Annotated in this window: 14 protein-coding genes and 2 tRNA genes; 3 read left to right on the top strand and 13 right to left on the bottom strand. The window is 58.8% G+C overall.

Going from position 1 to position 17,241, the window contains the following annotated elements:
• Positions 1-145: 145 nt before the first annotated feature.
• On the bottom strand, positions 146-889 hold the full coding sequence (gene rlmB / locus ACFPM8_RS12560; RefSeq protein ID WP_378997896.1) for a 23S rRNA (guanosine(2251)-2'-O)-methyltransferase RlmB: 744 nt from the start codon (positions 887-889) through the stop codon (positions 146-148).
• 7 nt (positions 890-896) lie between these two features.
• A complete protein-coding gene (gene rnr, locus ACFPM8_RS12565) occupies positions 897-3,362 on the bottom strand; it encodes a ribonuclease R (RefSeq protein ID WP_378997897.1) in 2,466 nt (821 codons plus the stop codon).
• A 144-nt stretch (positions 3,363-3,506) separates the two neighbouring features.
• On the opposite strand from rnr, the gene ACFPM8_RS12570 reads away from it, so the two are divergent.
• Positions 3,507-3,591: transfer RNA gene (locus ACFPM8_RS12570), tRNA-Leu, on the top strand.
• Between the two features lie 235 nt (positions 3,592-3,826).
• On the opposite strand, the gene ACFPM8_RS12575 is transcribed toward ACFPM8_RS12570, so the two are convergent.
• Both ACFPM8_RS12575 and ACFPM8_RS12580 read right to left on the bottom strand, forming a co-directional pair.
• Positions 3,827-4,363 carry an isochorismatase family protein gene (locus ACFPM8_RS12575; protein WP_378997898.1) on the bottom strand — a complete coding sequence of 179 codons (537 nt, stop codon included), beginning with the start codon at positions 4,361-4,363 and terminating at the stop codon, positions 3,827-3,829.
• Complete coding sequence (locus ACFPM8_RS12580) at positions 4,350-4,919, bottom strand: GNAT family N-acetyltransferase (protein WP_378997899.1); 570 nt, start codon at positions 4,917-4,919, stop codon at positions 4,350-4,352. The genes ACFPM8_RS12575 and ACFPM8_RS12580 overlap by 14 nt, the downstream gene beginning before the upstream one ends.
• Before the next feature lie 219 nt (positions 4,920-5,138).
• Between ACFPM8_RS12580 and ACFPM8_RS12585 the strand changes: the two genes are divergently transcribed.
• Positions 5,139-5,223: transfer RNA gene (locus ACFPM8_RS12585), tRNA-Leu, on the top strand.
• A 111-nt stretch (positions 5,224-5,334) separates the two neighbouring features.
• On the opposite strand, the gene iolB is transcribed toward ACFPM8_RS12585, so the two are convergent.
• The 7 genes from iolB to ACFPM8_RS12620 are packed head-to-tail and all read right to left on the bottom strand — an operon-like array spanning position 5,335 to position 13,922.
• Entirely contained in the window at positions 5,335-6,129 is a 795-nt protein-coding gene (gene iolB / locus ACFPM8_RS12590; RefSeq protein ID WP_378997900.1) for a 5-deoxy-glucuronate isomerase, read from the bottom strand.
• Positions 6,126-7,046 (bottom strand): myo-inosose-2 dehydratase, encoded by a 921-nt coding sequence (iolE, locus tag ACFPM8_RS12595; RefSeq protein WP_378997901.1) that lies wholly within the window; start codon positions 7,044-7,046, stop codon positions 6,126-6,128. Before iolE ends, iolB begins: the two co-directional genes overlap by 4 nt.
• A gap of 20 nt (positions 7,047-7,066) precedes the next feature.
• On the bottom strand, positions 7,067-8,929 hold the full coding sequence (iolD, locus tag ACFPM8_RS12600) for a 3D-(3,5/4)-trihydroxycyclohexane-1,2-dione acylhydrolase (decyclizing) (RefSeq protein WP_378997902.1): 1,863 nt from the start codon (positions 8,927-8,929) through the stop codon (positions 7,067-7,069).
• Positions 8,926-10,884 carry a bifunctional 5-dehydro-2-deoxygluconokinase/5-dehydro-2-deoxyphosphogluconate aldolase gene (locus tag ACFPM8_RS12605; protein ID WP_378997903.1) on the bottom strand — a complete coding sequence of 653 codons (1,959 nt, stop codon included), beginning with the start codon at positions 10,882-10,884 and terminating at the stop codon, positions 8,926-8,928. Before ACFPM8_RS12605 ends, iolD begins: the two co-directional genes overlap by 4 nt.
• A gap of 12 nt (positions 10,885-10,896) precedes the next feature.
• A complete protein-coding gene (locus ACFPM8_RS12610) occupies positions 10,897-11,679 on the bottom strand; it encodes an ATP-binding cassette domain-containing protein (protein ID WP_378997904.1) in 783 nt (260 codons plus the stop codon).
• A gap of 2 nt (positions 11,680-11,681) precedes the next feature.
• Entirely contained in the window at positions 11,682-12,842 is a 1,161-nt protein-coding gene (locus tag ACFPM8_RS12615; protein WP_378997905.1) for an ABC transporter permease, read from the bottom strand.
• 39 nt (positions 12,843-12,881) lie between these two features.
• Positions 12,882-13,922 carry a sugar ABC transporter substrate-binding protein gene (locus ACFPM8_RS12620; protein WP_378997906.1) on the bottom strand — a complete coding sequence of 347 codons (1,041 nt, stop codon included), beginning with the start codon at positions 13,920-13,922 and terminating at the stop codon, positions 12,882-12,884.
• 263 nt (positions 13,923-14,185) lie between these two features.
• Between ACFPM8_RS12620 and ACFPM8_RS12625 the strand changes: the two genes are divergently transcribed.
• On the top strand, positions 14,186-15,052 hold the full coding sequence (locus ACFPM8_RS12625; protein ID WP_378997907.1) for a MurR/RpiR family transcriptional regulator: 867 nt from the start codon (positions 14,186-14,188) through the stop codon (positions 15,050-15,052).
• A 158-nt stretch (positions 15,053-15,210) separates the two neighbouring features.
• Here the strand turns inward: ACFPM8_RS12625 and ACFPM8_RS12630 are convergent, their stop codons facing one another.
• Both ACFPM8_RS12630 and iolG read right to left on the bottom strand, forming a co-directional pair.
• Positions 15,211-16,248: a Gfo/Idh/MocA family oxidoreductase gene (locus ACFPM8_RS12630; RefSeq protein ID WP_378997908.1), complete on the bottom strand. Its 1,038-nt coding sequence runs from the start codon at positions 16,246-16,248 to the stop codon at positions 15,211-15,213.
• Positions 16,245-17,237, bottom strand: a complete 993-nt coding sequence (gene iolG / locus ACFPM8_RS12635) for an inositol 2-dehydrogenase (RefSeq protein ID WP_378997909.1) — start codon at positions 17,235-17,237, stop codon at positions 16,245-16,247. The genes ACFPM8_RS12630 and iolG overlap by 4 nt, the downstream gene beginning before the upstream one ends.
• Between the last annotated feature and the right edge of the window lie 4 nt (positions 17,238-17,241).

Raw genomic sequence — 17,241 nt, forward strand, 5'->3', positions numbered from 1 at the left:
TGTTATTCCAATTTGCGCCAGCCGTCTTTTGGCGGGAAAGACTGGCGTCAACGTCGGAGGGGAAATAAAGGATCTGGATCGCCGCCTCATCGTCTTGTTGACGATGAGGCGGCCTATCATTCAGAGGAACAACTTGGAAGCGGTATCAACAACCTTTGACGATACGCTGGCGGCGGGCTTCATACAGGCAGACGCCGGAGGCGACCGACACGTTCAGGCTTTCGACCGAACCGAACATGGGCACATTGACCAGCACATCGCAGGTTTCGCGCGTCAGGCGGCGCATGCCCTCGCCTTCCGAACCCATGATCAATGCAGCCGGGCCGGAAAAATCGGCTTCATACAGATTCTTTTCGCCGTCTTCCGAGGTACCGATCAGCCAGATTTCACGTTCCTTCAGCTCGCGCAGGGTACGCGCCAGATTGGTGACGGTGATGTATGGCACGGTCTCGGCGGCGCCGCTCGCGACTTTGGCGGCGGTCGCGTTCAGGCCGACTGCACGGTCTTTGGGTGCGATCACCGCATGCGCGCCTGCGCCGTCGGCGACCCGCAGGCAAGCGCCCAGATTATGCGGATCGGTGATGCCGTCAAGAATCAGCAATAGCGGTGGTCCGACGATCGCATCCAGCAGCTCGTCCAGGTTGCGCGCCAGCGACAATTCGCCGGCCTTGGCCACCACGCCCTGGTGGCGGCGGGTGCCGACGATATTCGACAGGCGTTGATCATCAACCGGGATCACGCGCACGCCAACTGCTTTGGCCGCATGCAGCAACTCCTGCATGCGACGATCGACGCGGCCGGCGTCGACGTAAATCTCTTCCACCGACGATGCTTCGTGACGCAAACGGGCGGTGACGGCATGGAAGCCGAAAATCATTTTACTTTTCATGTTCTATCTATCTTTTTCGCTTGCTTGATTTGGTGAAGGCCTTTGGAGCGCGTGTCTTTTCAACGCCGGCGGTGGCGGCTTTGGCTTTCTTGGGCTTGCTCACCTTGCCGGTCTTGGCGGCCGTCGTGACTTTGCTGGTTTTGCTGGCTGGCGCGGCCTTCGCATCCAGCTGGGGTTTGGCTTTCTTGCTGCGCCCCTGTTCGGCATCAGCCCGCCGCGCCTCGTTTTTCAGTACGGTTTTGATGCCGGGTTCATTCACCAGGCGCAGGTCGATCTTGCGTGCATCCAGATCCACCCGGCTGACCTGGACCGTGACGCGGTCGGTCAACTGATAGCGAATGCCGGTACGTTCGCCGCGCAATTCATGCCGCGCTTCGTCGTACTGGAAGTAATCGGCGCCGAGTTCGGTCACATGCACCAAGCCTTCGATGTACAGCTCATCCAACTGTACAAAGATGCCAAAGGTAGTGACGCCGGAAATGACGCCGGTGAATTCTTCGCCAAGTTTGTCGCGGATAAAGTAGCACTTGAGCCAGGCTTCCACATCGCGCGAGGCTTCGTCGGCCCGCCGTTCGTTGGCCGAGCAATGCACGCCCAGCGCTTCCCAGATGGCGAGGCTGCCTTCATTTTTCTTTTTGCCCGCAGCCTTTTCCTCGGCCTGCTTCTTGCGGCCGGCCGGCGACAACATGGTGTTCAGCGCGCTGGTGTCGAGTCCCTTCGGATCGTAGAGCTTGCCGAGCAGGATGGCCTTGATCGCACGGTGCGTCAGCAAATCGGGATAGCGTCGAATCGGGCTGGTGAAATGCGCATACGACTCATACGACAAGCCGAAATGGCCGATGTTTTCAGGGCTGTACACAGCCTGCTGCATCGAGCGCAGCAACATTGTTTGCAGCAATACCGCATCCGGCCGCACCTTGATCTTGGGCATCAAGGCGGCATAATCCGAAGCGGACGGCGTATCGCCACCAGCCAGCGTCAAGCCGGCCTGCTTCAGGAAGGTCCGCAGCACGGTCAACTTTTCCTTGGTCGGCTGCGCATGGATCCGGTACAAGCCGGGATGTTTGTGACGCTCCAGCAGATCGGCGGCGCAGACGTTGGCCGCCAGCATGCACTCTTCAATCAGCTTGTGCGCATCGTTGCGGGTGCGCGGCAGGATTTTCTCGATCTTGCCGGCCGCATTGCAGACGATATAGGTCTCGGTGGTTTCAAAGTCGATCGCGCCACGCGCCTGCCGCGCTTGCAGCAGGGCATGGAACACTTCGTACAGGTGCGACAGATGCGGCACCAGCTCGGGACTTCTGGCCGCTTCCGGTCCTTTGGTGTTGGTCAGGATCGCAGCCACCTGGGTGTATGTCAGGCGCGCTGCCGAATGGATCACCGCAGGATAAAACTGGTATGCCTTGATTTCACCCTTGGCGCTAATCACCGCATCGCACACCAATGTCAGGCGATCGACGTCGGGGTTCAACGAGCACAGGCCGTTGGACAGTTTCTCCGGCAGCATCGGGATCACCCGGCGCGGGAAATAGACCGAGGTGCTGCGTTCCAGCGCATCGACATCGAGCGCGTCGCCCGGCTTGACGTAGTGGCTGACATCGGCGATCGCGACAATCAGGCGGTAGCCGTTGGCGCGCCCTATCTTGACCGGTTCGCAGTACACGGCATCGTCAAAATCGCGTGCATCTTCGCCGTCAATCGTCACCAGCGGCACATCGCGCAAATCGACCCGGTCGACCATATCGGCATCGCGCACGGTGCTGGACAATTTGGCGGACATTTTTTTTGCCGCCTCGGAAAACTCATGCGGCACGCCGAACTTGCGCACCGCGATTTCGATTTCCATGCCCGGGTCGTCGATATCGCCGAGGATCTCGACGATCCGGCCGACCGGCTGGCTATAGCGCGAAGGCTGTTCAGTCAATTCAACGCTGACCACCTGCCCGGTTTTGGCCTTGCCCGGCGAGCCGGCCAGGATGATGTCCTGACCGATGCGCTTGTCTTCGGGGGCGATCACCCACACCCCGTTTTCATTGAGCAGGCGGCCGATCACGTGCGAGTTGGCGCGCGACAGCACCTCGACAATCGTCCCTTCAGGACGGCCGCGGCGGTCGGTGCCGGTGATGCGCACCTGGACCCGATCGCCATTCAGCACTTTCTGCATTTCCTTTTCCGGCAGGAAAACATCGTCGCCGCCGGCATCCAGGATCAAAAAGCCAAAGCCGTCGCGATGACCGCTGACGCGGCCTTCGATGAAATCGGGTGAGTTGGTCAACTTGTAGATGCCGCCACGGTCGGGTTTGATCTGGCCATCCCGCTCCATCGCATTCAGGCGGCGCGTCAAGCCTTCCATTTCATCAGGTTTGACGCCAAGCGCGGCAGCGACAGCAGCGGCGTTATGTGACTCAGAGGAAGTCCGCAGAAGGCCGAGAATTTCCTCCCGGCTGGGAATTGTGTAGGAATATTGGCTCAAAAGGCTATTTCAACAGGTTGTTATTAATCGGCGCTTAGTGTAACGGAGGATTATGACATTCTCCTAACCAAGCAATTTTTATCCAAATATCATTGCATGTTCGTTGACTTATTCTGGCATTGGCCTATAATCTCGCTCTCTTAAGCCCACGTGGCGGAATTGGTAGACGCGCATGGTTCAGGTCCATGTGCCGCAAGGTGTGGGGGTTCGAGTCCCTCCGTGGGCACCATATACCACAGACTAGACCCTACGGGGTCTAGCTCTCCGCAAGATTCACAACACTTCCGACTGACTTATTGGCGCACATTTTCTACGCCTCACAAGCCAGCGCAAGCGTACTACGTGAATCTCACAAGCAACAACTCCACTAGCACCGCGACCGCAAATTTCAGTAAGCATATTACCTAAATTTGAACCGGCTTTGGGCCGGCAAATTAACATTGCCGACCGCGGGAAAACGCCTGCTAAGCGAACACAATCTCAGTGCTTTTCAATACAGTCACACTGCCCTCGCTGGCGGACAAGCGACGCAAAATGCGGTTATGGTGGGCCACGATTTGCTCCGCCTGCAGATGCTCATGATCGACAGTCGTATGCGCATCGGCAACCAGCACCACGTTAAAACCCAGGGACGCCGCTCGCCTGCAAGTCGTATCAATGCAGTAATCAGTTTGCATGCCCGCGACGACCAGCCGTTTCACACCTTTGAATTGCAGCTGCGAGAGCAGATCAGTCCCCAGGAACGAATCGCAATACGACTTTTCGACCACGACGTCGCCCGCCAGCACCGTCAGCCTGGGCGATAACTCGCCGTCGGGTACCACGCCCAAATCGCGAACAAAGACAATCGGCGCTTCCGCCGCGCGCGCCGCAGCGCTCACGCGCTCGATTGCCGTCAACACGCCTTCCGCGTTCCAAGGCCCCTCATCCAGCAGGCTTTTCTGCACATCAACAACCAACAATGCTGTTTCCACCAAGGTCTCCTTTTTATATTGTTTCACCCAACCTCATCAACCATTCGCGCCGAAGCAAGCCAAACAGCTCCGAGTCGCAGGCTTCATCATTTAATATCCAGCGTTCGCGCAGCAAGCCTTCGCGTTGAAATCCCAGCCGGGTGAGCGCTTTGGCCGAGCGAATATTGCGCGAATCAATCTCCGCCTCCAGCCGATTCAATCCCAGGCTATCGAATGCGTAATGCAGCAGCGCGCTTAACGCCTCATGCATATAGCCGCAACCCCAGTGCTCATGCCCCAGCGAATACCCGATCTCGGCACGCCTGCTTTCCGCGTCAATCTTGAACAGCACGCAGGTACCGATCACCGCGTTTGAATTCGCTTTCAGGATGACAAACTGAAGCGCCGAGCCGCTATCCTGGCGCGCACGTATTCTCTGCAACCAGTCATAGGCGTCCGACATATCGCGCCACGGCGGAGCGTTTCGGTAACGCACCATCTCCGGATCTGAATTGAATTTCAATATGGCGGGCAGGTCGCCGCTCTCGACCAGGCGAATCAATAGTTGATCGGTTGTTATCACATGCGTGGATTCATTGATCATGCGTCGTCGCTCTTCAGCGGTTTTAATGTGGAATAAGATCGCCCTAACCCAGGCGCAAACGGTCAAATTTGCCTAAAATCCAAGCACCTCAGGCACTGGCAACCGTTAATATTACATTCGTTCTCACAAATTTAAAGACTTCAGTTGACCTGCGCATGCAAATGCCCGTATTATTCGTGCTTCGGAATTGCTGCAAGCCTTACTGGGCTTCGCATTACGGCCCACGTGGCGGAATTGGTAGACGCGCATGGTTCAGGTCCATGTGCCGCAAGGTGTGGGGGTTCGAGTCCCTCCGTGGGCACCAGGTAACTGGTGTTGGAAGTGTAGAAAAACCGCATAAACATCAATGTTTATGCGGTTTTTTTGTTTGTGCCCGATCATCCTGAACAACGCAGCTCAGCACCTTTGTGCGAAATTAACGCTGCAAAATCCATTCATGCGCCGGATCATTCCTGAAATGCCATTCGCGCCTGGGACCGGCCATCACGTTCAAGTAATAGCTGTCGTAACCATGCGGCGCCACAACGGGGTGATATCCCCTGGGCACCATCACCACATCGTGATTTTCCACCGCCATTGCCTGGTCCAGCGAGCGATCGTCGGTATACACGCGCTGGAAGGCAAAACCCTGCGGCGGGTTGAGCCGGTGGTAGTAGGTTTCTTCCAGCAAGCTCTCTTGCGGCAAGTTGTCGCTGTCGTGTTTATGCGGCGGATAGCTGGAGGAATGCCCGCCCGGCGTGACGACCTCGACCACCAGTAGATGATCTGCCGGCGCACTTTGCGGCAGGATATCGCAGACATGGCGGGTATTGCCGCCCTGCCCGCGCACCGAACGCTTGGCTGCGTCCGGTGCTATCAATCTGGCACTCAGGTCGCCATGACCCGGCGCGCTACAGACCGCAATTTCAGCCTCGCTATGCGCGTTAATGCTGACAGCGTGATGGTGCGGCACATACACCGCGTACGGCGAACAATCGTCAAACACACTGTTGCGCTCGCCAATCTCGGTCCACCGGTGCTCGCCGGCACGCACGCTGACGACGCCGCGCAACACGACAATGCATACTTCACGCGCTCCGCTGTCAAAACTGAAATGCTCTCCGCGCGCCAGGCGATAAGCGGCAAAACCGACATAGCTCCAGTTGGCGGATTGCGGCGTCACGCTGACGATATCGCGCCCCTGATGACGCCCTTTGACCAGCAAACTCATGCCGCCTCCCTGCGCGTACCGCTGGCGACGGCTTGCACCAACTCCGCCAAATGCCGATAACCCATTTCCGCATATTGATAGCTTGGCGCAACGGCCGGGTCCTGCTCGGCCTCGACCACCAGCCAGCCTTGATAATCATGCCGATACAGTAGTTGCAACAACGCGCCGAAGTCGATCGCGCCATCCCCCGGCACCGTAAAAGCGCCGTTGATCACGGCCTGCAAAAAACTCCAGTTGCGATTGCGCGCCAGCTTGATCACCGCCGGCCGCACATCCTTGCAATGCACATGCGATACGCGGTGAATATGCTGCGCCAGCACCGCCAGCGGATCGCCGCCGGCAAACGCGATGTGGCCGCTGTCGAACAACAGACCGACTTCGTCTCCGGTCAAGGTCATCAGGCGCTCGACATCGGCCGCCGTTTCGACATACGCGCCCATATGATGGTGATAGGACAGACGCACTCCTTGCGACAAGGTGTAGCGCGCAAACGCGGTCAGCTTGTCGGCATATTCCTGCCATTGCCGCTCGTTGAGAAAACGCGGCCGTTTGTAAAGCGGGTCCGGCCGGCCCTGGATCGCATTGGCGACTTCGCCGTAAATCATGACCTTGGCGCCGTTTTGCGCCAGCAAGCGCAGGTGCGGCCCGACGTTCGCGATTTCGTCCTCGACCGAAGCGTTTGCCAAATGTCCGGAATACCAGCCGGAGACGCATTCCAACCCGTGCCTAGCGAGCACCGCACGCAGAGCCTGCGGCTCCTTCGGAAATTTATTCCCCAACTCAAAGCCGCGGTAGCCGATCTGCGCCCCCTCGGACAGCGCCACTTCCAGCGGCGTCTCGCCGCCCAACGAAGGCAGGTCGTCGTTCATCCAGGAAATCGGATTGATGCCGATTTTTACGTTGAATGGTTTTGTCACGATAATTCCTTCCTGAATATTTATACCTTTTGTGCTTGCCGGGCCTGTTCGTATTGCTCTCTTGCGGCTTGCACTTGCGTGCGCGGCGACACCTCCGGCACCGCCACCTCCCACCAGCAGCCGCCTTCTTCCGTGGTGCGCTTGGGATCGGTGGCTATGCAGACCAGGTAGGTACGATCAGCGGCACGGGCGCGCTGCAATGCGGCTTCAAGTTGCGGGATGGTCTTGACGTTTTCCGCCAGCGCTCCCAGGGATCTGGCGTGTGCGGCAAAGTCGATCTGCGGCGCGCCCAGCGGCCCTTGCAAGCAGTCCTCCAGCATGTTGTTGAACGGCGTGCCGCCGCATGCCTGCTGCAAACGATTGATGCAGCCATAGCCGCGGTTATCCAGAACCACGATGATCAGTTTTTTGTCCAGCATGACCGAGGTCGCAATTTCGGAATTCATCATCAGATAACTGCCGTCGCCCACCATCACGATCACCTCGCGCTCCGGGTGCGCCAGCTTGACGCCCAGGCCGCCGGCAATCTCGTAACCCATGCACGAGTAGCCATATTCCACGTGATAACCGCCAGCGCTCGAGGTGCGCCACAGTTTGTGCAACTCGGCCGGCAAGGTGCCGGCGGCGCAGACCACGATGTCGCGCTCGGTTGAAGCTTCACTGGAACGCCGTACCGCGCCGATCACTTCGCCGTCATACGGAAGCGCCGGCGGCAGGACTTCGCGCTGGCCGGTGATATGGTCGACCGTCTTGCGCCATGCATCGGCCTGTTGCCTTGCCTGTTGCTGCCAGGTTGCGGCCGAACACCAGTCCTTCAAGCCGGATGACAGTGCTGCCAATCCCAGCTTGGCGTCGGCCAATATGCCAGTCGCATGCCACTTCCTGACATCGAATGGATTGACGTTGATGCTCAGCAGTTTTGCTTGCGCAAACAAGGCGTGCGAGCCGGTGGTGAAATCTTGCAGACGAGTGCCAAGCGCAATCACCACATCGGCCTGGCTGGCCAACGAGTTGGCTGCCGGCGAGCCGGTGACGCCGATAGCGCCGAGTTGCAACGGGTGATCCCAGGCCAGCGCGCCCTTGCCCGCCTGCGTTTCCGCGACCGGCACGCCGTGCTGTTCGGCAAAGCACCGCAATGCCTCTGTCGCCGCTCCGTACAGCACGCCGCCACCGGCCACAATCAGCGGTTGCCTCGCGTTCTGCAGCAAGGCCAGCGCCGCCTCGATCTGATCCGCCGCCGCTGGCTGGGCATGGAACTTAATAGTCTTGGGCGCAAAAAATTCCAACGGATAGTCATACGCCATGGTCTGCACGTCTTGCGGCAAGGCCAGCGTCACCGGTCCGCATTGCGCGGCATCGGTCAGCACCTGGATCGCTCGCGGCAAAGCGCTCAGCAATTGCTCGGGATAATAGATGCGCTCGAAGTAGCGCGACAGCGGCTTGAACGCATCGTTGGCGGACACGCTCCCATCATGAAAATCCTCCAGCTGCTGCAACACCGGATCGGGACGGCGCGAGACAAAGATATCGCCCGGCAGCAGCAACACCGGCAATCGGTTCACATGCGCCAGCGCGGCGGCGGTCAATAGATTGGTCGCCCCCGGTCCGATCGAGCTGGTGACCGCCATCATGCGCCGCCGCATATTGGCCTTGGCATAGGCAATCGCAGCATGCGCCATCGCCTGTTCGTTATGCGCGCGGTAGGTCGGCAGCTCGGCGCGCTGCTGGTACAGCGCCTCGCCCAGCCCGGCAACGTTGCCGTGTCCGAAAATCGCGAACACGCCGCCGAACAAAGGCAGATCGCCTTCCGTCGTCGTTACTCGCAGCGCGGCCAGATAGCGCACCAGCGCTTGCGCCATGGTCAGCCTGACAGTTGCGCTCATGCGGTGTGCTCCACCTGTTTGATTGGCTCCGCTTGGCGGCTCTGCTGCCAGAGCCGGATCAGTTTTTCAAATGTCTCCCTGACTTGCTGGATCAAGGCCGCATCGTCGATCCGCCCCTGCAACCAGAGTTTTGACGGCTCATGAAAAATGGTGCGGCCGACCATGAAGCCGCGGCAGGTCTTGCTGTCACGCGAAGCACGGAAGGCCGCTGCCAGCTGCTCGACCGGCGCCGCCAGGCCCAGCAGCACGATGCCGCGACAGTACGGATCGCGCTCGGCGATCAGGCGGTCGATCGCGGCCCATTGCGGCGCCGACATCGCTTCCAGCTTCCACCATTCCGGATATATCCCGAGGTTGTACAAGCGCTTGATGGCGCGCAGCACGGTGTCGTCGGCCTGCGGCAGATCTTTGGATGGGATGATTTCCAGCAGCAATTCATGGCCGCTGAGCTGCACTGCGTCATACAGCGCGCGAATCTGCGCTTCCTGTTCCAGGCGCGGCTCGACCGCATCGTCAGGATGAAATTGCACCAAGCATTTGACCACATGCTCCTTGGGCCAACTCAACAGATGCGAACCGATAGCACGGCCATGGTCGAACTCAAGCGGATTGGAAAGCGGCAGCTCAACCGCATGGCCGACCCACCAGCCGCGCCCGGTGGCGGCGTTCAGCGCATCCTGACCGTAGCGGTCATCGGCCAGCACGCCGATTTTGCCTTGCAGTCCGAGCGCCTGTTCGGTCTGCGCCACCGCTTGCACCAGTAACTGTTTGAGTCGCGGCAGACGCGCTTCGCCGACGCCGGCTTCTCGCGCCAATTCGAAAAACTGATTGCGATGATCGAACGCAAACACGTTGACCTCGCTCCATGTCTTGCGCGGCACGCTGACCCGATGCAGGCGGTTCAAATGCGCATCCTGCTGCGGTCGCTGCAGCCGCTCTGCGTTGCTTACAAAGTAGTCCAGCTCCACCAGTGTCGGCATCGCCGGCGCGCAGGCATGGCGCGACACCACCAGCGCGCCGCAAGCATTGGCGTAGCGGCAGCAGGCTTCATCGCCCTCATTGTTGAGCCAGCCCTTCAGGAAGCCGGACAGGAATGCATCGCCGGCGCCCAGCACGTTCAACACCTCGACTTGCACGCCGCGGTAATTGAAGCCTTCATCCAGCGTTTTCGGAATCTCTGCGTGAATCACCGTACAGCCCAGCGGTCCGCGCTTGACCACCAAGGTCGCAGGGCTGAGCGCGCGCACCGTCTGCAGCGAAGCGATGATGTCGCGGCCGCCGCCGGCGATCATGAATTCTTCTTCGGTCCCCACCAGCAGATCGAACTTCGGCAGGATGGCTTGCAAATGGGCGGTTACGCTGTCATTCGCAATAAAGCGGGTTTCGCCGTCGCTCTTTTGCGTCAGGCCCCACAGCACCGGCCGATAGTCGATATCCAGCACCGTGCGCACATTGTTGCGGCGCGCATAGTCGAGCGCCAGGCTGCTGCTGCGATGCACCTGTTCGGTGGAAAAATGAGTCCCGGTAATCAGCAGCGCCTTGCTCGAAGCGATGAACGATTCGTCGATATCTTCTTCGGCCAACGCCATGTCGGCGCAATTGTCGCGATAGAAAATCAACGGAAAAGTATTCTTGTCTTTCAATCCCAGCATCACCAGCGCAGTCAGCCGTTCCGGATCGACCTTGATCTGGCCGACGTCGCAACCCTCGGCCGCCAACGCCGCCGTCAGGAACTGGCCATTGTGCTCATTGCCGACCCGCGTCAGCATCGCCGACTTCAGTCCGAGACGGGCGCAGCCAAAGGCGATATTGGCCGACGAGCCGCCCAGGTATTTGGCAAAGCTGGCGACTTCGGACAACGGCGCGCCGATCTGCTGGGCATACAGATCCACGGCCAGCCGCCCGAGACAAATAACGTCGAGCTTGCGGTCCGATGCGAATGGTGTGTGTTGCATGCGTATCCCCTTTCAAATCCTGATGCCATCGAGCTGATTCATCAGCGTCTGCATTTCGGCGCCGCCGGCCATCATGTCCAGCACCTCGTTTTTGGAGACATTCTGCTTGGTAAAAGTCCCCATCGACTTGCCGCGATTGAGCAAGGTGAATGAATCGCCGATCGGATAGGCGTGATGCACATTGTGGGTAATGAAAATCACCGAAATGCCGCGCTCGCGCGCCTTGTGAATCAGCTGCAGCACATTGAACGATTGCTTGACGCCGAGCGCCGCCGTCGGCTCGTCGAGGATCAGCACGCGGGCGCCGAAATGGATCGCACGAGCAATCGCCAGACACTGTTTTTCACCGCCGGACATGGTGCCGATCGCATGATGCGGGTCGCGCACCATGATGCCCATTTCAGCCAGCTTTTCGCGTGCGGTAGCGGCCGCGTATTGCATATCCATGACGGGGATGCCCAGTATCTTTTTCATCGGTTCCCGGCCCATGAAAAAATTACGCGCCACCGACAGCAAGGACACCAGCGCCAGGTCCTGATACACCGTCGCCACTCCGGCATCCAGCGCTTCTTTCGGCGAGTTGAACGACACCGCTTTGCCATCCACCAGGTACTGTCCTGCGGATGGCTTGTGCACCCCTGCCAGAATTTTGATCAGCGTCGATTTGCCGGCGCCGTTATCCCCGAGCAGGCAATGCACCTCGCCCTGTTTCAGGCGCAGGGTGACGTCTTGCAGCGCAATCACGGAACCAAAATATTTGCTGACGTTTTCCAATGCCAGAATAATGTCGCTCATGACTATCTCGCTTCCGTCACGCGACGGCGGACGTAGTTATTGAACAGTACGGCGACCAGCAGCATCACGCCGAGAAACACCCGGAACCAGTCGGAATTGAGATTGGTATAAGTGATGCCGATCTGCACCACGCCGAATATCAGCGCGCCAAAACAAGCGCCCACCACCGAGCCGTAACCGCCGGTCAACAGCGCGCCGCCGATCACTGCGGCGATGATGGCTTCGAATTCCTTTTGCAAGCCGCGATCGGCCGCGGCCGAACCGACATCGGCAACCTGCAGCACAGCGAACAGGCAGGCGCAAAAGGCGGTAAACACAAACAACGCCATTTTTACCCGCCGGACCGGCACGCCGACATTTTTGGCGGCATTGGCATCGCCGCCGACAGCAAAAATCCAGTTGCCGAAACGGGTCCGCGCCAACACGAAACTGGCGCCCAAAGCCAGCACCGCCCACCATGCAATGACTTTGGGAATGCCGGCGACCAGTGGCCGGCCGTTGTCTGCCGTCGCGATCCAGCCCTGGCTTGCCACCCAATCGAACAGGCCGCCGCCAAGGTTGCCGGTGAATAACAGGCTGCCGAGCCAGTCATGCGCTGCCAAATCGCCGACGCCGCTAACGATGGTGCGGTTGGCGAACATGATAGACAGCGCCAGGGTCAAGCCGCGCAAAATAAACATGAAGGCCAACGTGACGATGAACGAAGGCAGCCTGGTCTTGATCACCAGATAGCCGTTGAGCCAGCCCAGCGCCATCGAGCCGGCAAAAGCGAACAATACCGCCAGCCAGAACGGCCAGTGAAAATACACGGTCGGGATCGCCACCATCATGCCGGCAAAGCCGATCATCGAGCCGATCGACAAATCGAATTCGCCGGCGATCATCAGCATGCAGGCGCCGACCGCGATCAAGCCTAGATAAGCCGCCACCTGCATCCAGTTGACGACGCCATCCAGGTTGAACATGCCGGAGTCGCCGGCGGCCAGACCGAATACGACAAACACCAGAACGACACCGGCCAATGAGGCAGACTCCGGGCGGCCCAGGAAGCGCTTTAGCGCCCCCTCCGCCCTCGCTCGCTCATCCGGCTTGACTGCGCCCTGCTGCGCCGAACTGCTGCCGACTGCAATCGCCTTGTCGGCGTGAATGCTGCTTGTACTCATCACACATCTCCTTTAGTGCGGCCGCCAGCACGTAACGATTTAGCGATACTGACCGGCGTACTGCAACACTTTGTCGAGATTGTCCTTGGTCACATAGCCAGGACCGGAGCTGATATGGCGCGGGCCGTAAATCGGCGTCAATCCGTATTCGGCCAGACGCGCCTGGAACTTGGGATTGGCTTTCAACCTGGATTGGATCGTCGTCACGTCGGCGGTTTTGTATTCCTTCATGATGGCCAGCACGGCCACCGGGATGTAGCCCTGCAAGTAAGGTTGCTGGTCAATCGCAAACTGTACCGAGCCATCCTTGATCCCCTTCGCCACTTCCTCCGATAAATCGAAGGTGGCAAACCAGGTCTTGCCTTTCAGCCCCATCTTTTGCAGCGCCCGCAAACTGGGTGCGGCGGAATCCGGCCCCAGCGCCAGTACCGCCTGGGTGCCGGGATTGTTGCGCAGATAGGCGCTGACCTTGCTCTCGATGGCGGTTGGATCTTGACCGGCGTCCAGCGTGGCTTTCTTATAGTCGACGCCAAGCGCATCGGCGAAGCCGCGGCAGCGTTCGAACGAGGATGGGTTGGTCGCGTAATGATTCACGCACAGGAAGGACTTAATGCCGGCCGCTTTGGCCTTTTCGCCGGCGCCCTTGCCGGCATCGTATTCCGGCTGGCCGACGTGCATCAGCGCGCCCAGTTCTTCGCTTTGCTGCTGGCTGCCGGAATTGATCGTGACCAGGGCGATTTTTTTGGCCGTGACATTTTCCATCGATTTTTTCAGCACGCTGAAATCGGCGATGCTGGCAATCACGCCATCGTAATGGCGAGCCGCAGCTTGCTCGATCAAACGCGCCATATCGGCCAGGTCGCCATTCGGCGGATTTCGGTAATCGACGCTGACGTTGAAATCTTCGCCGGCCTGCTTGATCGCATTCTTGATCGTGTTCCACCAGGAGTCGGAATCCGGCGCATGGCTGATCAGCACCAGTTTTTCGGTCGCGGCATACGTCGTGGTGGCGCCAAACGTCGTCGCCAGCGCCGCAACAATCAGGGCATTGCCCAGCCCTCTGCATCTGAGTCTTTGCATAGTCGTCTCCGCATTATTCTATTGTTTGCTTGCGAGGCCGGTCGCCTCTTGCCGACAGCTTGATCGGTACTCAACAATAGAACATGCGCAAATGATATGCAATGTTTTTTCCATTTTATTTTATATTGAAATATTATTTCCAATAATGAGAATATCTTTATAATTGCAGCTCTATGTACAAACAAAAACCGTTGCGGGACAGAGTTTAAGAGCCGCCGGAGCGCGGCGAATTCCTCTGTCCCCAACTGACTAGGACGAACACTATGGCGGAGACCTCTACAGTCGACCAGCTGATGCATCAAATCGCTGAACAATACGCCACGCTTTCCCGGCAGCTCAAGCTGATTGCCAACTATGTCGAGCAACATCGAACCAGCCTGATGCTGGAGAGGATCAGCGATATCGCCGAACACTGCGAAGTGCAACCGTCGGCCATCGTGCGCTTTGCCAAACACTTTGGTTTCAGCGGCTTCAGCGAAATGCAGGCTGTGTTCCGCGATGCCTATACCGCACAAGCGATTCCATCGCAAAACTACCAGCAGCGGATACGCAAATTGATAGCCGCCAAACCGACGCCGCTGACCAGCGGCGCGATGGCGCGCGAATTCATCGATGCCAGCCGCAGCGGGTTGGATGAGCTGTTGAATGGGATGGACGACGCGCAGTTCGAGGCGGCGGTCAAATTGCTGCTGAAGGCCGACAACATTTATGTGATTGGCGTGCGCCGCTCCTTCCCTATCGCCAGCTACATCGTGTACGCGCTGCAGCACACCAATAAGCGGGTCCACTTGTTATCCGGACTGGGCGGCATGTTCCGCGAACAGATACGCAGCGTCGGCAAGAACGACGTCGTGATCGCCATCAGCTTTACGCCGTACGGCAAGGAGACTCAGGCCTGCGTCCGCCTGGCACACCAGCGACAGGCCAAGTCGCTGGTCATCACCGATAGTCAGTTGAGCCCGCTGGCGCGGCATGCGTCGGTATTGTTGACAGTAAAAGAAGGCAGCGCGTTTGCGTTCCGCTCGCTAACCAATGCGATGTGCCTGTGCCAAGCGCTGTTTATCGCATTGGCGTATCGCCTGGAATTGAATGTGGAAGAAACGACTACCGTCGACGATTATGACGAATAATTTTTTGGCAGCGTATTTACAGCTACAGGGCACCTCGAAAAACCGTAGCGAGCGGTTCAAGGTCGGGGCTAGAAGCGCAGTCGTACGACTGTACGGCGAGCATCGCAGCCCCGAGATTGGCGGGTTTGCCAAACTCTGCAGTAGGTTTTCGAGGTGCCCTACAGCAGCACCGGCAATTTCGTCAATAACGATTCACGCAATGCCAGCCCGATGCGGGTCGCCTCCACCGCATCGTCCAGCGTCAACGCCAGCGTTTGCTGCTGCCGTATCGCTTGCACGAAATCAGTGACTTCAGTCAGGAACGCATCCTCAAAACGATCGAAGAAATTTGGCGTGCATTCGTTGCGAATGCCGTGCGCATCGGCGATTTCAAGCCGGTTCTTGCGCGCGTTGCTTCCTACCGTCAGGCGTCCGCCGGTGCCGATAATTTCGGTCATCGTGTCGTGACCATGCGCCATCGTGCGCGACGCATAAAACGTCGCGATCCGGCCGTTTTCAAACTCGCAAACGGCAACGCCGTTATCGACATCCTGAAACTGCTGCAGCTCCTGATGGATGGCTACCACACCGCTGGCATAGACCCGGGTCGGCTGCGGATTACCCAGCAGCCAGCGCGCCAGATCGATATCGTGCACGCTGCAGTCGAGAAAAATGCCGCCGCTGGTCGGTGCGAATTTGACGAAAAACCCATCTGCGTCATATTGATCGCAGGTTTGCGAATGCAGCATGAAGGGCGAACCAATGGCGCCCTGCTGGATTTTTTTATACGCATCCTGATAGCTGGCGTCAAAACGTCGCACAAAACCGATCATGACTTTCAACTGTGGATGGCGTGCAGCTTCCGCAGTAACACGACGACAATCGTCCAGATTCAGCGACAAGGGCTTCTCGCAAAACACGTGCTTGCCGGCCCGCAGCGCTTGAATGATTTGATCCGCATGCAAGGATGTCGGCGTCACCAGGAACACCGCGTCGAGGCCGTCATGCGCCAGCAAGGCTTCGACATCGTTATACAGATGCACGGTTTGAAGTGCATCGCGGGCCCATTCAAGCTCAGCCGCCAGCGGACTGCAGACCGCAACCAGCGCAGCGCCGGGAACATAGCGCAGCAGATTTTCCGCGTGCCGCTTTCCCAATCGTCCAAGGCCGACGACACCGACTTTGAGCTTGGTTGTACTGCTTGTTGCGGGCGTCATTTCGACAACTCGATTGTGCGATTCTCGCGCCACGACAAAGTCGCCGCTTCGGCCAACTGCAAGGCTTTGACGCCGTCTTCGATGGTGGTGCGCACCGGGACCCGATTCACCATCGCATCCAGGAAGTGCGCGATTTCGCGCGCATACGCGGCGCGGTAGCGGTCCAGGAAAAAATGCTCCGGCTTGTCCTGACTGACACTCTGCGCAGTAGATGCCAGGACCTCGGTCGGCTTGTGGTTCGCGGCTTGCAACATGCCTTTGCTGCCCAGCACTTCAAAGCGCTGATCGTAACCGTAAGCGGCACGGCGGCTGGTATTGATCTGGCACAGGCGGCCGCGCCGGGTACGAATGCTGACCACGGCGGAATCGATGTCCCCCGCTTCTGCAATCGCACTGTCGGTCAGGCAGCTGCCGGTGGCGCTAATGCTGACCGCTTCATCCGCCAGTATCCAGCGGAAAATATCGAAGTCGTGGATCAGCATGTCCTTGAAAATACCGCCTGAACTTTTGATGTAGGAAGCCGGCGGCGCAGCAGGGTCGCGGCTGGTGACGATCAGCATTTCCGGATCGCCGATTTCGCCGGCGGCGAGACGTGTTTTCAGCGCATCAAAGGTCGGATCGAAGCGTCGCTGAAAACCGATCATGCAAGTTACTTTAGCCTCGGCCACGGCACGTGCGCATGCCTGGGCGCGCTCAAGCGACAGATCGACCGGCTTCTCGCAGAAGATCGCTTTGCCGGCGGCCGCCGCACGCAAAATCAGGTCGGCATGGGTATCGGTGCTGGACGCGATCAGCACCGCGCCGACCGCCGGATCGGCTAATGCGCGCTCGATGTCCGCCACCTGCGCACCATGCTGGGCCGCCAACTCTTGCGCCGCCTGCGGATTGACATCGCTGACATATTTGAGCCTGGCGCCGGCTTGCAGCACCAGGTTGCCGGCATGGATTTTACCGATACGGCCTGCGCCGAAAATTGCCACGTCAATCATGTCT

The organism is Paraherbaspirillum soli, assembly GCF_042654985.1.
GTDB lineage: Bacteria > Pseudomonadota > Gammaproteobacteria > Burkholderiales > Burkholderiaceae_D > Paraherbaspirillum > Paraherbaspirillum soli.

Coding starts and splice junctions, on each gene's coding strand:
- ACFPM8_RS12605 (WP_378997903.1), bottom strand. CDS start 10,884: ATGCAACACACACCATTCGCATCGGACCGCAAGCTCGACGTTATTTGT.
- ACFPM8_RS12615 (WP_378997905.1), bottom strand. CDS start 12,842: ATGAGTACAAGCAGCATTCACGCCGACAAGGCGATTGCAGTCGGCAGC.
- ACFPM8_RS12610 (WP_378997904.1), bottom strand. CDS start 11,679: ATGAGCGACATTATTCTGGCATTGGAAAACGTCAGCAAATATTTTGGT.
- iolD (WP_378997902.1), bottom strand. CDS start 8,929: ATGAGCGCAACTGTCAGGCTGACCATGGCGCAAGCGCTGGTGCGCTAT.
- iolB (WP_378997900.1), bottom strand. CDS start 6,129: ATGAGTTTGCTGGTCAAAGGGCGTCATCAGGGGCGCGATATCGTCAGC.
- ACFPM8_RS12580 (WP_378997899.1), bottom strand. CDS start 4,919: ATGATCAATGAATCCACGCATGTGATAACAACCGATCAACTATTGATT.
- ACFPM8_RS12625 (WP_378997907.1), top strand. CDS start 14,186: ATGGCGGAGACCTCTACAGTCGACCAGCTGATGCATCAAATCGCTGAA.
- rlmB (WP_378997896.1), bottom strand. CDS start 889: ATGAAAAGTAAAATGATTTTCGGCTTCCATGCCGTCACCGCCCGTTTG.
- ACFPM8_RS12630 (WP_378997908.1), bottom strand. CDS start 16,248: ATGACGCCCGCAACAAGCAGTACAACCAAGCTCAAAGTCGGTGTCGTC.
- iolG (WP_378997909.1), bottom strand. CDS start 17,237: ATGATTGACGTGGCAATTTTCGGCGCAGGCCGTATCGGTAAAATCCAT.
- ACFPM8_RS12620 (WP_378997906.1), bottom strand. CDS start 13,922: ATGCAAAGACTCAGATGCAGAGGGCTGGGCAATGCCCTGATTGTTGCG.